The sequence below is a fragment of the Olsenella intestinalis genome, assembly GCF_023276655.1.
GTDB classification, from domain to species: domain Bacteria; phylum Actinomycetota; class Coriobacteriia; order Coriobacteriales; family Atopobiaceae; genus Olsenella_J; species Olsenella_J intestinalis.
The window spans coordinates 226625-239451 of the sequence record NZ_JALGRK010000002.1; the positions used below are offsets into that span (position 1 = coordinate 226625).

10 protein-coding genes are annotated in these 12827 nt (G+C 67.7%); all 10 read left to right on the forward strand.

Features of this window, described 5'->3' with window-relative positions:
• The first annotated feature begins 105 nt into the window (after positions 1 to 105).
• The 10 genes from M5D76_RS05905 (at position 106) to rny (ending at position 12824) form a co-directional block, all read left to right on the forward strand.
• Positions 106 to 1767 carry a ribonuclease J gene (locus M5D76_RS05905; protein ID WP_248922466.1) on the forward strand — a complete coding sequence of 554 codons (1662 nt, stop codon included), beginning with the start codon at positions 106 to 108 and terminating at the stop codon, positions 1765 to 1767.
• Positions 1768 to 4371: a DNA translocase FtsK gene (locus M5D76_RS05910; RefSeq protein WP_248922467.1), complete on the forward strand. Its 2604-nt coding sequence runs from the start codon at positions 1768 to 1770 to the stop codon at positions 4369 to 4371.
• Between the two features lie 2 nt (positions 4372 to 4373).
• Entirely contained in the window at positions 4374 to 5996 is a 1623-nt protein-coding gene (locus M5D76_RS05915) for a helix-turn-helix domain-containing protein (protein WP_248922468.1), read from the forward strand.
• Positions 5997 to 6057: 61 nt separating this feature from the next.
• Complete coding sequence (locus M5D76_RS05920) at positions 6058 to 6555, forward strand: YajQ family cyclic di-GMP-binding protein (RefSeq protein WP_248922469.1); 498 nt, start codon at positions 6058 to 6060, stop codon at positions 6553 to 6555.
• Entirely contained in the window at positions 6521 to 7927 is a 1407-nt protein-coding gene (rimO, locus tag M5D76_RS05925) for a 30S ribosomal protein S12 methylthiotransferase RimO (RefSeq protein ID WP_248922470.1), read from the forward strand. The genes M5D76_RS05920 and rimO overlap by 35 nt, the downstream gene beginning before the upstream one ends.
• Entirely contained in the window at positions 7927 to 8520 is a 594-nt protein-coding gene (pgsA, locus tag M5D76_RS05930) for a CDP-diacylglycerol--glycerol-3-phosphate 3-phosphatidyltransferase (protein ID WP_248922471.1), read from the forward strand. The genes rimO and pgsA overlap by 1 nt, the downstream gene beginning before the upstream one ends.
• Before the next feature lies 1 nt (position 8521).
• Positions 8522 to 9067, forward strand: coding sequence for a CinA family protein (locus tag M5D76_RS05935; protein WP_248922472.1), 546 nt, complete (start codon positions 8522 to 8524; stop codon positions 9065 to 9067).
• Positions 9068 to 9231: 164 nt separating this feature from the next.
• Positions 9232 to 10317, forward strand: coding sequence for a recombinase RecA (recA, locus tag M5D76_RS05940; RefSeq protein ID WP_248922473.1), 1086 nt, complete (start codon positions 9232 to 9234; stop codon positions 10315 to 10317).
• 5 nt (positions 10318 to 10322) lie between these two features.
• The gene (locus M5D76_RS05945) at positions 10323 to 10994 is read left to right on the forward strand and encodes a regulatory protein RecX (RefSeq protein WP_248922474.1); all 672 of its coding nucleotides are present in this window, start codon (positions 10323 to 10325) and stop codon (positions 10992 to 10994) included.
• Positions 10995 to 11273: 279 nt separating this feature from the next.
• The gene (rny, locus tag M5D76_RS05950; RefSeq protein WP_248922475.1) at positions 11274 to 12824 is read left to right on the forward strand and encodes a ribonuclease Y; all 1551 of its coding nucleotides are present in this window, start codon (positions 11274 to 11276) and stop codon (positions 12822 to 12824) included.
• Positions 12825 to 12827 lie beyond the last annotated feature (3 nt).

Consider the following 12827-nt stretch of genomic DNA (forward strand, 5'->3'; position numbering starts at 1 on the left):
TAAACGACGTATGTGTGGTTTAGGCCCACATGCCACAACCATAAAAGAGAGCGCATGAGCGCTTTGATAGTCATAAAACGTACCATCGAAAGGAATTACCAGCTAATGGCAAAGAAGCAGACTCCGCTCAGGATCATTCCCCTGGGCGGCCTTGACGGTATCGGCAAGAACATGACCGCCTTCGAGTACGGCAACGACATGGTTCTCGTCGACGCCGGCCTCATGTTCCCCGACGACGAGCAGCCCGGCATCGACCTCATCCTGCCCGACTACTCCTACGTCCTCGAGAACGAGGAGAAGCTGCGCGGCATCATCATCACCCACGGCCACGAGGACCACACGGGCTCGCTCCCGTACCTCCTCATGGACCTTGCGCGAAAGGTGCCCATCTACGCCTCCAAGCTCACCCTCGGCTTCATCGAGGGCAAGCTCGCCGAGCATCGCCTCAGGTCGCCGAAGTTCCGCGACGTCTCCAACGGCACCCACGTGAACCTTGGTGCCTTCAGCATCGACTTCTTCGACATGACCCACTCGATCCCGGGCGCGCTCGGCGTCTACATGCGCACGCCTGCCGGCTCTGTCCTGCACACGGGCGACTTCAAGCTCGACCAGACGCCGATCGACGGCGTCACGCCCAACTACCAGGCGATCAACCGCTTCTCGACTCTGGGCATCGACCTTCTGCTGTCCGACTCGACCAACGCGACGAGGCCCGGCTTCACGCAGAGCGAGTCCGCCGTCGGCCCGGCGCTGCGCCACATCATCAAGAACGCCAGCGGCCGCGTGATCGTCGCCTCGTTCTCGAGCCAGATCCACCGCCTGCAGCAGATCTGCGACGCGAGCGTCGCGGTGGGGCGCAAGGTCGTCGTGACCGGACGCTCCATGGTCCAGAACACCAAGATCGCCCGTGACCTCGGCTACCTCAAGATCTCGCAGGACGACATCATCGACGCCTTCGACGCCGGCGACATCCCCGACGACAAGGTCGTCGTCCTGTGCACCGGCAGCCAGGGCGAGCCCATGAGCGCGCTCTCGCGCATGGCCAACGGCGAGCATCGCTCGTTCACGATCACCGCCAACGACACGGTCATCATCTCGGCAAACCCGATTCCCGGCAACGAGAAGAGCGTTCAGGGCATCATCAACGCGCTTTCCAAGATCGGCTGCGCCGTGTACGACAAGAGCACGACCCTCGTCCACGTCTCGGGCCACGGTTCGCAGGAGGAGCTCAAGCTCATGCTTGCCATGACCAAGCCGAAGTACTTCATGCCGGTCCACGGCGAGGCCGTGCACCTGCGCGCCCATGCCAAGCTCGCCCAGCAGATGGGCATGGGCGCCGACCACATCTTCGTCGCCGACAACGGCGACACGCTCGAGATGCGCGGCGGCAAGGTCTCCTGGGGCAAGCCGGTCGAGAGCGGCGTCGTCTACGTCGACGGCCTCTCGATCACCGACGCCGACCCCGTGGTCTTCCGCGACCGCCAGAAGCTCGCCAGCGACGGCATCGTCACGGTCGTCTCGACCGTCTCGCTGCGCAAGAAGGAGGTCCGCGACGTGGAGGTCTCCTGCCGCGGCGTGTCCTTCTCGGCCGACGACATCTCGCGCGAGGCCCAGGAGCGCGTAAAGGCCCACCTCAACAAGCAGCTCTCCAAGGAGGCCATGAGCCTCGAGACCCTGCGCAAGGGGTCGCGCAACACCCTCTCCAACTACCTGTGGGACCAGACGCGTACCCGCCCGATGGTGATTCCGTTCGTGATGGAGGTCTAGATGCCCTCTAAACGCAGGTCAAACGCACAACAAAAGAGGCGCAACAACCAATCGTCCAAGGGTCGCGGCAAGGCCCAGGCGCAGGCTCCGGCCATCAGGCGCGGCAGCGCCGCCTGGGACATCCTCGCGGTCCTGCTGATCGTTCTCGCGGTCGCCATGATCGTCGCGCTCGTCATGCCGTCGAGCGCGCCCGTGACGCGAGCCACGGGCGACGCGCTCGTGGCCTGCTTCGGCGTGGGGGCGCTCCTGTTCCCTCTCACGATCATCGCGTTCGCGGCGACCTTCTTCGTCGCCGAGGGGGATGGCCTGAGCTCGCGCGTCGCGCTCGGCCTCGCCCTCGTGGTCGTGTCGATCCTGGCCATCATCTCGCTCAACCTCGGCGAGGCCGAGGTCGACCCCGACCTCGTGATCTCGGCTGAGCACGTGGGCTCGCTCGGCGGCTACGTGGGAGGCGCGGTCGCCTGGTGCCTGCTCAAGAGCGTGGGCCGAGCCGTCGGCTACGTCATCCTCGCGGGCGTCATCATCGCCGGCGTCATCGTCTGCGGCTTCTCGATCTCGGGCGCCGTCCAGAAGGTCAGCGAGCGCGCCGAGGAGGCGCGCGAGTCCCTGCACGCGGCCTCCGAGCGTCGTCGCGAGGCGCACCTGCGCGCCCTCGAGGAGCGCGAGTTGGCCGCGGCCGCCTATGGCGACGTGGCCATGGAGGGTGCCGGCGAGGCCCCCACCACCTTCATTGGCCAGCGCAAGACCACGGTGCTCACCCGTGGGCGCGGCAGGCGCGACGCGCAGGCCGCGGGGCAGGAGGCGCCCGCCGAGGCGAAGACCAGCATCTTCAAGAGGAAGCGCCACCCCGACATCGACGTCGAGAGCGCGCGTCCCGCGTCGGGCGTCGTCGGGGCCGACCAGACCTCGCTTCCCCTGGATGACGACGAACGCGAGGCCGAGGCTCCTCTCGCTGTGCCAGACTTCATCAAGAACGCCACCGCCTCGACCGCCACGGCCGAGCGCCCGCACCGCGACTCCGCGAGCTCGGAGGGCCGCGAGGAGAAGGGCGAGTCCAAGGGCGCGGCCAAGGGCAAGTCGGGCCGCAAGAGGCGTGGCGCGACCCCGACCGCGTCGGCGCGCCCGGGCGACGACGCCGAGGGCTACGAGCTGCCGCCCTTCTCGATGCTGAGCTCGAACCCCAACAGCGCCACGGCCGCGAGCTCGCGCGAGGAGCTGGAGGAGACCAAGGGCCGCCTGCAGAGCACGCTCGAGGAGTTCGGCCTGCAGAGCAAGGTCGTCGACTACGTCTCCGGCCCGCTCGTCACGACGTTCAGGATCGAGATGGGCGAGGGCGAGAGGGTCAACAAGATCCGCAACCTCGAGGACGACATCGCGCTGACGCTGGCCGCCGAGAAGGTCCGCATCTTCGCGCCGATACCCGGCACCTCCTACGTGGGCATCGAGATCCCGAACCACACGCGCTCGAACGTCCACCTGGGCGACGTGCTGCCCTATGCCGCGGGCGGCCCGCTCGAGGTCGCGATCGGCCGCGACTCGGCCGGCAAGCCCGTCATCGCCGACATCTCGAAGATGCCGCACATGCTCGTCGCCGGCACCACCGGCTCGGGCAAGTCGGTCATGATCAACTCGATGATCATGAGCCTGCTCATGCGCACGACGCCCAAGCAGGTCAGGCTCATCATGGTCGACCCGAAGCGCGTCGAGTTCTCCTCGTACAACGGACTCCCGCACCTGTACGTGCCGGTCGTGACCGACCCGCGCCAGGCCGCGAGCGCGCTGCAGTGGGCCGTCTCCGAGATGGAGCGCCGCCTCAAGGTGTTCGAGCGCGCCGGCGCCCGCAACATCACCAAGTACAACGACATGTGCGTCAACGGCAAGCTCGCCGAGATGGACAACCCGCCCGAGCCGCTGCCCTACATCGTCGTCATCATCGACGAGCTCTCCGACCTCATGATGACGGCCGGAAAGGACGTCGAGGCGTCGATCGTGCGCATCGCCCAGCTTGCGCGCGCCGCCGGCATCCACCTCGTGATCGCCACGCAGCGCCCCTCGGCCAACGTCGTGACGGGCCTCATCAAGTCCAACATCGACACCCGCTGCGCCCTGAAGGTCTCCTCGGGCATCGACTCGCGCGTCATTCTCGACGAGACGGGCGCCGAGCGCCTGCTCGGCAACGGCGACATGCTCTTCAAGGACCGCGGCCTCGCGCCCAAGCGCGTGCTCGGCTGCTACACCTCGGACAACGAGATCGAGCAGATCGTGGGCTTCATCCGCGACCAGGGCGAGCCCGAGTACCACGAGGAGATCCTCTCGCAGGTGGTGCCCGGCCAGGCCGGCACGTCCCACGACGACCTGGGCGAGGAGGACGACCCCCTCGTGTGGGAGGCCGCCCAGATAGTTGTGGACTCTCAACTCGGTTCGACCTCCGGCCTGCAGCGCAGGCTCAAGGTAGGCTACGCTAGGGCTGGCAGGATTATGGACATGCTCGAGGCCAAGGGCGTCGTGGGTCCCCCCGAGGGCTCCAAGCCGCGCGAGGTCCTTCTCGACAAGGAGGGCCTTGAGGACCTCAGGACGCAGGAAGCCAAGTACCGGGAGGTGTAGAGATGGCGCGACCTCGCTTCAGCGAGATGCTCGTTAACAGGAGGCGCCAGCTCGGCCTCTCCACCGGCCAGGCCGCCCGCGTCCTGCGCTTCAAGGAGGACGTGCTGCGCGCCTTCGAGGAAGGCGACTTCGACTCGATGCCCAAGAGCGGTTACGCCCAGGGCATGCTCTCCTCGTACGCGCGCTACCTCGGCCTCAACCCCCGCCAGGTCACCAACCAGTTCGCCGCCGACCTCTCCGACTGGGAGCACGGCGGATCGGGCAGGAGCATCGCCGGGCGCGGTGGGTCTCGCAGGCGCCGCGGCGAGGAGCCGACCTACGAGCTTCCCGGTCGCAGCCGCTACCAGGGCACCCGCGGCCTGCTTCCCACCTCGGGCGGCTACGCGGGCGACGTCTACGGCTACACCACGACCTCGTCCGCCTACTCCAGGAACCACCGACCGGCCTCGCGCGTCGACGACCGCAGGAGCGGCCGCGGCATCCGCGAGGGCCGCGCGCAGGACGGACGCGGCAGGGGCAGGGGAGAAGAGCGTCGCTACTCGGGTCGCGACCTCTCCACCTACTCCAGCGGGCGCGACGCCCAGAGGTCTGCGCGCTATCGCGCACAGGCCGACCGCAGCGGCTACGCGTCGCGTTATCGCGGATCCGAGGGCGCGGCCGACCAGATGGGCCGCGACCGCGTGAGCGTCCGCAGGGTGACGCCCTCGGAGTACACCGACGACCTGCGCTACGATGACGCACGCCCCTACGAGGCCGCGTCGACGCGCTCTGGCAGGCAGTCGTCGAGGAACATCGCCAACGTCGGGAGGCCCAACGTGCCCCGCAGGCAGCCCCAGCGCGGCCGTGCGCCCCAGCGGCAGCCCGAGCGCGGCGGCGTCCTCGGCGTCGTGCAGGCGTTCTTCTCGGACCCGCGCCGCACCCTGGCCTTCGTGCTCGTGGTCGCCGGCGTCATCCTCACGATGGTGATCATCTCGTCCATCGGCTCGTGCGTGAACAAGGACACCTCCTCGGGCAGGACGGTCTCCGTCTCCTCGACGAGCGACAACTCCGGCTCGAGCTCGAGCTCCAACTCGAGCTCCACCACCACGTCCGCCGAGGCCGAGAAGGCCGCCGCCGACGCGCTCGCCGCCAAGAAGTCGAAGGAGGAGGCCAACACCAAGACCGAGACGAAGGTCGAGGTCAAGGTCGACGACGGCGAGGTCTCCTGGGTCGAGATCGAGAACGACGGCAAGAGCGTCGTCGCCGAGCAGATCACGGGCCCGTGGAGCCAGTCCTTCACGGTCACGAGCAAGTTCACGATCCAGGTGAGCGACACGGCCGCCGTCACGGTCACCAAGAACGGCGAGACCCAGAAGTTCGAGAGCAAGACCTCGGGCATCGGAACGATCACGATCGAGGGCACCAAGGCCACCACGTCGACGAGCGCCAATGGCACGAGCGCGACCGGAACGACCGACTCGAATGCGACGTCGACCCAGTCCGACGGCACCTCGACCACGACCACGACCTCGACCACGTCGACGCAGTCCGACCAGGCGTCTGCCACCACGAGCTCGACCGACTCGTCGCGCACGGCCCCGTCCGCGTCCTCGGCGTCGTACTCGTACTTCTCGAAGGGTCGCTAGGCCCTTCCCGGCGCCCCGCGCCCACCATGTAGCACGTCCACCCACCACGAGAGGAGCACCCATGGCCAAGGAATCCAGCTTCGACGTCGTCTCCAACGTCGACCTCCAGGAGGTCGACAACGCATACCAGCAGGCCGCGCGCGAGCTGACGCAGCGCTACGACCTCAAGCAGACCGGCTCCACGATCGACTTCTCGAAGAGGGACGAGACCTTCTCGGTCAGCGCCCCCTCCGAGTTCGTCTGCGGCCAGGTCATCGACGTCCTCAACTCCAAGCTCGCCAAGCGCGGCATCGACCTCACGGCGCTCAGCTGGGGCGACATCCAGCCCGCCACGGGCGCCAGCGTCCGCCGCTCCGGCAGGCTCATCCAGGGCATCGACAAGGACACCGCCAAGAAGATCGCGAAGGACATCCGCGACCTCAAGCTCAAGTGCAAGGCCACGGTCGAGGGCGACAAGCTCCGCGTGAGCTCCGCCTCCCGTGACACCCTGCAGCAAGTCATCGCACACCTGAAGGAACGTGATTATGGCCAGCCTCTCCAGTTCGTCAACTACCGCTAACGCCGCCGCGGGCGAGAAGAGCGCACCCTCCCGGGTCCTCTTCGTCACCCTGGGCTGCGCCAAGAACGAGGTCGACACCGACCGCATGAGGGCACTGCTCCTCTCGGCTGGCTTCGAGGAGGCCGCAGACGCCGACGACTGCGACGTCGCGATCGTCAACACCTGCTCGTTCCTCGCTTCTGCCACCTCCGAGTCGATCGAGGCCACGCTCGACCTCGCCGAGGCGGCGGCCGACGGCGTCCGCAAGCGCCCCATCGTCATGTGCGGCTGCGTCCCCTCGCGCTACGGAGAGGCCCTCAACGAGCAGCTCCCCGAGGTCTCCGCGTTCGTGCGCGCCGACGAGGAGGACGGCATCGTCGAGGTCGTCCGCTCGGTGCTCGGCCTCGAGGACGCCGACGCGCCCGCGACCGGCGAGCCGGCCCTTGCCGGCCACGTGCTGCGCACCATCGAGGGCGCCAGCGCCTACGTCAAGATCTCAGACGGCTGCGACCGCTTCTGCGCCTTCTGCGCGATCCCCTACATCCGCGGGCGCTACCACTCGCGCGGAGAGGACGAGATCCTCGCCGAGGTCCGCGAGCTCATGGAGGGCGGCGTGCGCGAGATCGTGCTCATCGGCCAGGACACCGGCATCTGGGGCTCCGACCTCGAGGGCGAGAGGAGCCTGCCATGGCTGCTGCGACGCGTTGCCGACGTCGTGAGGCCCTACCACGGCTGGGTCAGGGTCCTCTACCTGCAGCCCGAGGGCATGACCGACGACCTCGTCGCCGCGATCCGCGACACGCCCGAGGTCCTGAACTACATCGACATGCCCATCCAGCACTGCAACGCCGAGGTGCTGCGCTCCATGAACCGCACGGGCTCCGCCACGGAGATCGCCGCCGTGTTCGACCGCCTGCGCACGGAGATCCCCGGCATGGTGCTTCGCACCACCGGCCTCGTGGGCTTCCCCGGCGAGACCGACGACCAGTTCGAGGAGCTCGTGGACTTCGTCCGCGAGCAGGAGTTCGACTACACCTCCGTCTTCGCGTACTCGCGCGAGGAGGGAACCGCCGCGGCCCGCGCCGAGGGCCAGGTAGACGAGGACGTCAAGCTCGAGCGCGCCCAGCGCCTGCTCGACCTCGCCGAGGACCTCGGCTTCGCGGCGACCGCCCGCCACGTCGGCGAGGTCACCGACGTGATCGTCGACGGCGTCGAGGAGACCGACGACGGCCTCGAGCTCATCGGCCACGCCTGGTTCCAGGCGCCCGACAGCGACGGCGCCGTGCACATCGCCGAGGGCGAGGCATCCGTCGGCGACGTCGTCCGCGTCCGCCTCGTCGACTCCTTCTGCTACGAGCTCGTCGGCGAGATCGTCCGGGGGGATGGCGAGTAATGGAGAAGAGCACCATCTGGACGCCGGCAAACGTCGTCACCATCCTGCGCGTCGCGCTCGTTCCCGCATGGCTCGCGCTCGCCGAGACCCAGCCTCCCACGGACGGCGCCGCGATCTCCGTGGGCGCGCTCCTCTCGGCCGCCCTCTTCGTCCTGCTCGCCCTCACCGACAAGCTCGACGGCTACCTCGCGCGCAGCAGGGGAGAGGTGACCACCTTCGGCAAGTTCCTCGATCCCATCGCCGACAAGCTCGTGGTCATCGTCGCCCTCTGCTTCCTGCTCGAGCACGGCCTCGTGAACTCGTGGGTGCTGCTGCTCGTGGTCGCGCGCGAGTTCCTCGTGTCGGGCCTGCGCATGGTTGTCGCCGCCAAGGGCACGGTCATCGCGGCGAGCTCGCTGGGCAAGTGGAAGACGGCCACCACCATGGTGTCCCTGTCGGTCCTGCTCGTCCTGCGCGCGCTCCCGGCGGGCCCGGCCGCCCAGGCGCTCTGGTGGGTCGGCTACGTCACGCTCGCCGCCGCCCTCGTTATCACCGCATGGTCGGGCGTCGACTACTTCGTCAAGTCCTGGCCCGCGATCGCGGAGGCTGACTAGCATGGCCGTCGCTAACCTCGACGAGTTCGACGACATCGACCTTCCCGACGAGGCGTCCCTGCGTGACCTCGCCTCCCGCGTCATAGCACGCGGAGAAGAGCTTGGCCTTACCGTCGGCTGCGCCGAGTCCTGCACGGGCGGCCTCGTCAGCGCGACCCTCACCGCGATCCCCGGCTCGTCCGCCGTCGTGCGCGGCGGCGTCGTGAGCTACGCCATCCCTGTGAAGCACGAGGTCCTCGGCGTGTCGAACGACATCCTGGACGAGCCCTCCCTCGGTGCGGTCTCCAGCGAGTGCGCGGCCCAGATGTGCGAGGGCGCCCGCCGCGTGCTCGGCTGCGACGTGGCCGTCTCCGTCACCGGCATCGCCGGCCCCACGGGCGCCGAGCCCGGAAAGCCGGTCGGCACCGTCTGGTTCGGCATCACGTCGGCGGGCGGCACCGCTACCGTCTGCCACCACCTCGCCGGCGACCGCGACGGCGTCAGAATGCGCGCCTGTGGCGTCGCTCTACAGCTTCTCCACGACCGCCTGGCGGGAGAGAACCGCTAGTCCACGTCCTCTACCTCGACAAACGCGCGATTTGACGCATTCGGTCAGTTGCGTGCCGAACCATGATAGTTGGCTGCCAGTCAGCGTGGGTACGATCGTGAGGCGGTTTGACACCGAACAGCTGTTCGGCTACCATCTCGTTTGACCACGACAAGGGAGAAGACATGGCTAAGTCCAAGAATGCGTCCCGCGAGATTCACGAGAAGACCTTCGGCGAGGAGCGCGAGAAGATGCTCGACGCCACCACCTCCGAGATCGTCAAGAAGTTCGGCAAGGGCGCCATCATGAAGTACGGCGAGAGCGGCGTTGACCTCGAGGTCGAGGCCATCCCCACGGGAGCCCTCTCGCTCGACGCGGCGCTCGGCATCGGCGGCGTGCCCCGCGGCCGCATCGTCGAGATCTACGGCCCCGAGTCCTCGGGCAAGACCACGCTCTCCCTCGAGATCCTCGCTGAAGCCCAGGCCATGGGCGGCGTCGTCGCGTTCATCGACGCGGAGCACGCGCTCGACCCCGGCTACGCCGCGCGCATCGGCGTCGACATCGACGAGGTGCTCATCTCGCAGCCAGACACCGGCGAGCAGGCGCTCGAGATCTGCGACATGCTCGTCCGCTCCGGCGCCATCGACGTGGTCGTCGTCGACTCCGTCGCCGCGCTCGTGCCGCGCGCCGAGATCGAGGGCGAGATCGGCGACACGACGGTCGGCCTGCAGGCCCGCCTCATGAGCCAGGCCCTGCGCAAGCTCGCCGGGTCGCTCTCCAAGTCCAAGACCACCTGCATCTTCATCAACCAGCTGCGCGAGAAGATCGGCATCATGTTCGGCAACCCCGAGACGACGCCGGGTGGGCGCGCCCTCAAGTTCTTCTCGTCGGTGCGCATGGACATCCGCCGCATCGACTCCATCAAGAAGGACGGCGAGAACATCGGCAACCGCGTCCGCGTCAAGGTCGTCAAGAACAAGGTCGCCCCTCCTTTCAAGCAGGCGGAGTTCGACATCATGTACGGCACCGGCATCTCCAAGGAGGGTTCGATCCTCGACGCCGCCGTCGACAACGGCGTCGTCAGCAAGAGCGGTGCCTGGTTCACCTACGAGACCGAGCGCCTCGGCCAGGGTCGCGAGGCCGCCAAGGAGTTCCTGGCGACCAACCCCGACCTGCGCGAGGAGATCGACAAGAAGGTCCGCGTCGCGCTCGGCCTCGAGTTCGACGACGAGCCGGTCGGCGAGCCCGTCGTCAAGGACGACAAGGAGTAGCCGAGGTGGACGAGGGCTTCTCCGTCGAGGTCCTGCTCCCGAGGCGCCGTGCGCGATCGAGCGCGATCGGCGCCCGCAGGCCCCGCGCGACCGTCGTCGCGCGCGAGTCGGGCGAGGAGCTCGAGCGCATCGAGGTTCCGCTCGCCGCTGGCAAGTCGCTTGACGCCAAGCTCGAGGCAGGCGAGGTGGCACCTTGCGACCTCGACTCCCTTCATGACCTCGTGGGACGCCTCGAGGAGCGGTGCTGCCGCTCGAGGCTCGAGGCCCTCATCAACCGCAGGGACTACTCGAGGCGCGAGCTCGCAGACAAGCTTCGTGCCGACGGATATCCCGACGAGCTGGCGTGCAACGTGCTCGACCGACTCGAGGAGGTCGGTCTCGTGAGCGACGCGCGCTACGCCGACCTGTTCGTGCGCTCGAAGATCGCCTCTGGCTGGGGACGGCGCAAGGTCGAGGCCGAGCTCGCGCGCAGGGGAGTGGAGGCCCGCTCGCTTCCGGGCTGGCCCGACGCCTACTTCGACGAGGACTCCGACTTCGAGCGCGCACTCGCGATTGCCGGAAGGCGCACCTTCTCCGGCCGCGACCCGTACGCGAGCATCGTGAGGCTCCTCGCGGGAAGGGGATTCTCCTTTGACGTTGCCCGCCGCGTGGCCGAGCGACTCACGAGCGAGCAGTAGGCTCTTCTCGGACGCCCGTATTGCATATTTTTTCGGTAGAACAGCCGTTCGCGGACGTTTGTAAACTGACGCTGATTGACAGTTTTCTTGTTTCAACCTACAGTTTATATGCCATTTGGGTATCTTCTCGTCGGCTGTACCAGCGGACGTTCATTTGATTCAATACGTGCGATTTCATACATGATCGGCGAGTAGTGGCCCCGGGTGGTGGGTTTCGCTGTGTAGTCAGCGATTTCCTGAACGAATTAGAAATGCTCTCTAAACACCTGAGGAGTCATCATGGAAATCGTAATTGGGGTCGTGTGCCTCGTCGTGGGCGCAGTCGCCGCCTATCTCATCGCATCCAACGGTTCGAACTCGAAGGTCCAGGAGGCCAACAAGGCCCTCGAGGACGCGCGTGACGAGGCCGCCCGCATCCAGGACAGCGCGAGGCGCGACGCCGAGAGCGCCAAGAAGTCGGCGCTCGTCGAGGCACGCGAGGAGATCCTCCAGCTCAAGAACCAGAACGAGGCCGAGAACAACAAGCGTCGTCAGGAGCTTCAGGGCCTCGAGAGCCGCATCATGCAGCGCGAGGAGTCCCTCGACCGCCGCAACGACGCGCTCGACCGCAAGGAGCACCAGCTCTCCAGCCAGCAGAGCGCCCTCGACAAGCGCCAGAACGAGGTGAGCGCGCTCCTGCAGAAGCAGACCAGCGAGCTCGAGCGCATTGCTGACCTCTCGCGCGAGGACGCCCACAAGGAGCTGCTCGAGCGCGTCAAGGGCGAGGTCGTCCGCGATGAGGCGCAGATCATCCGCGACTCCGAGCAGCGCATCCGCGCCCATGCCGACAAGTTCGCCCGCAAGATCGTGAGCACCGCCATCCAGCGCTGCGCCTCCGACCAGGCCGGCGAGATCACCGTCACCTCCGTCCACATCCCCTCCGACGACCTCAAGGGTCGCATCATCGGCCGCGAGGGTCGCAACATCCGCACCTTCGAGCAGGTCAGCGGCGTCTCCCTCGTGATCGACGACACGCCCGAGACCGTCATCCTCTCGAGCTTCAACCCGGTTCGCCGAGAGACCGCCCGCGTCGCGCTCGAGAACCTGATCGCCGACGGCCGCATCCACCCCGCTCGCATCGAGGAGATGTACAAGAAGGCCGAGAAGCTCGTGGGCGAGCGCGTCCAGGAGGCCGGCGAGCAGGCCGCCTTCGACGCCGGCATCCACGACCTGCACCCCGAGCTCATCAAGACGCTCGGCGCCCTGCGCTACCGCACCTCGTTCGGCCAGAACGTGCTCCAGCACTCCGCCCAGGTCTCGGCCCTCTGCGGCACCATGGCCGCCGAGCTCGGCTTCGACGTGAACCTGGCCAAGCGCGCCGGCCTCCTGCACGACCTCGGCAAGGCCATCGACCACGAGGTCGAGGGCCCGCACGCCGTGATCGGCGCCGACCTCTGCCGCCGCTACGGCGAGCGCCCGGACATCGTGCACGCCGTCGAGGCGCACCACGCCGACGTCGAGCCCAACACCGTGCTCGACGTGCTCGTCCAGGCCGCTGACGCCATCTCCGCCGCGCGCCCCGGCGCGAGGCGCGAGTCTGCCGAGAACTACATCAAGCGCCTCGAGAAGCTCGAGGACATCTCCAACGCCCACGACGGCGTCGAGCGTACCTACGCCATGCAGGCCGGTCGCGAGCTGCACGTCATGGTCCAGCCCGAGAAGATCTCGGATGCCGAGGCGACCGTGCTCGCGCACGACATCGCCAAGCAGATCGAGGACGAGATGGAGTACCCCGGTCAGGTCCGCGTCGTGGTCATCCGCGAGTCGCGCGCCGTCGACGTCGCGAAGTAGCCC

Bases quoted from the DNA above. Each gene is read 5' to 3' on its own strand.
- M5D76_RS05905 (WP_248922466.1), top strand. From the start codon at position 106: ATGGCAAAGAAGCAGACTCCGCTCAGGATCATTCCCCTGGGCGGCCTT.
- M5D76_RS05910 (WP_248922467.1), top strand. From the start codon at position 1,768: ATGCCCTCTAAACGCAGGTCAAACGCACAACAAAAGAGGCGCAACAAC.
- M5D76_RS05915 (WP_248922468.1), top strand. From the start codon at position 4,374: ATGGCGCGACCTCGCTTCAGCGAGATGCTCGTTAACAGGAGGCGCCAG.
- M5D76_RS05920 (WP_248922469.1), top strand. From the start codon at position 6,058: ATGGCCAAGGAATCCAGCTTCGACGTCGTCTCCAACGTCGACCTCCAG.
- rimO (WP_248922470.1), top strand. From the start codon at position 6,521: ATGGCCAGCCTCTCCAGTTCGTCAACTACCGCTAACGCCGCCGCGGGC.
- pgsA (WP_248922471.1), top strand. From the start codon at position 7,927: ATGGAGAAGAGCACCATCTGGACGCCGGCAAACGTCGTCACCATCCTG.
- M5D76_RS05935 (WP_248922472.1), top strand. From the start codon at position 8,522: ATGGCCGTCGCTAACCTCGACGAGTTCGACGACATCGACCTTCCCGAC.
- recA (WP_248922473.1), top strand. From the start codon at position 9,232: ATGGCTAAGTCCAAGAATGCGTCCCGCGAGATTCACGAGAAGACCTTC.
- rny (WP_248922475.1), top strand. From the start codon at position 11,274: ATGGAAATCGTAATTGGGGTCGTGTGCCTCGTCGTGGGCGCAGTCGCC.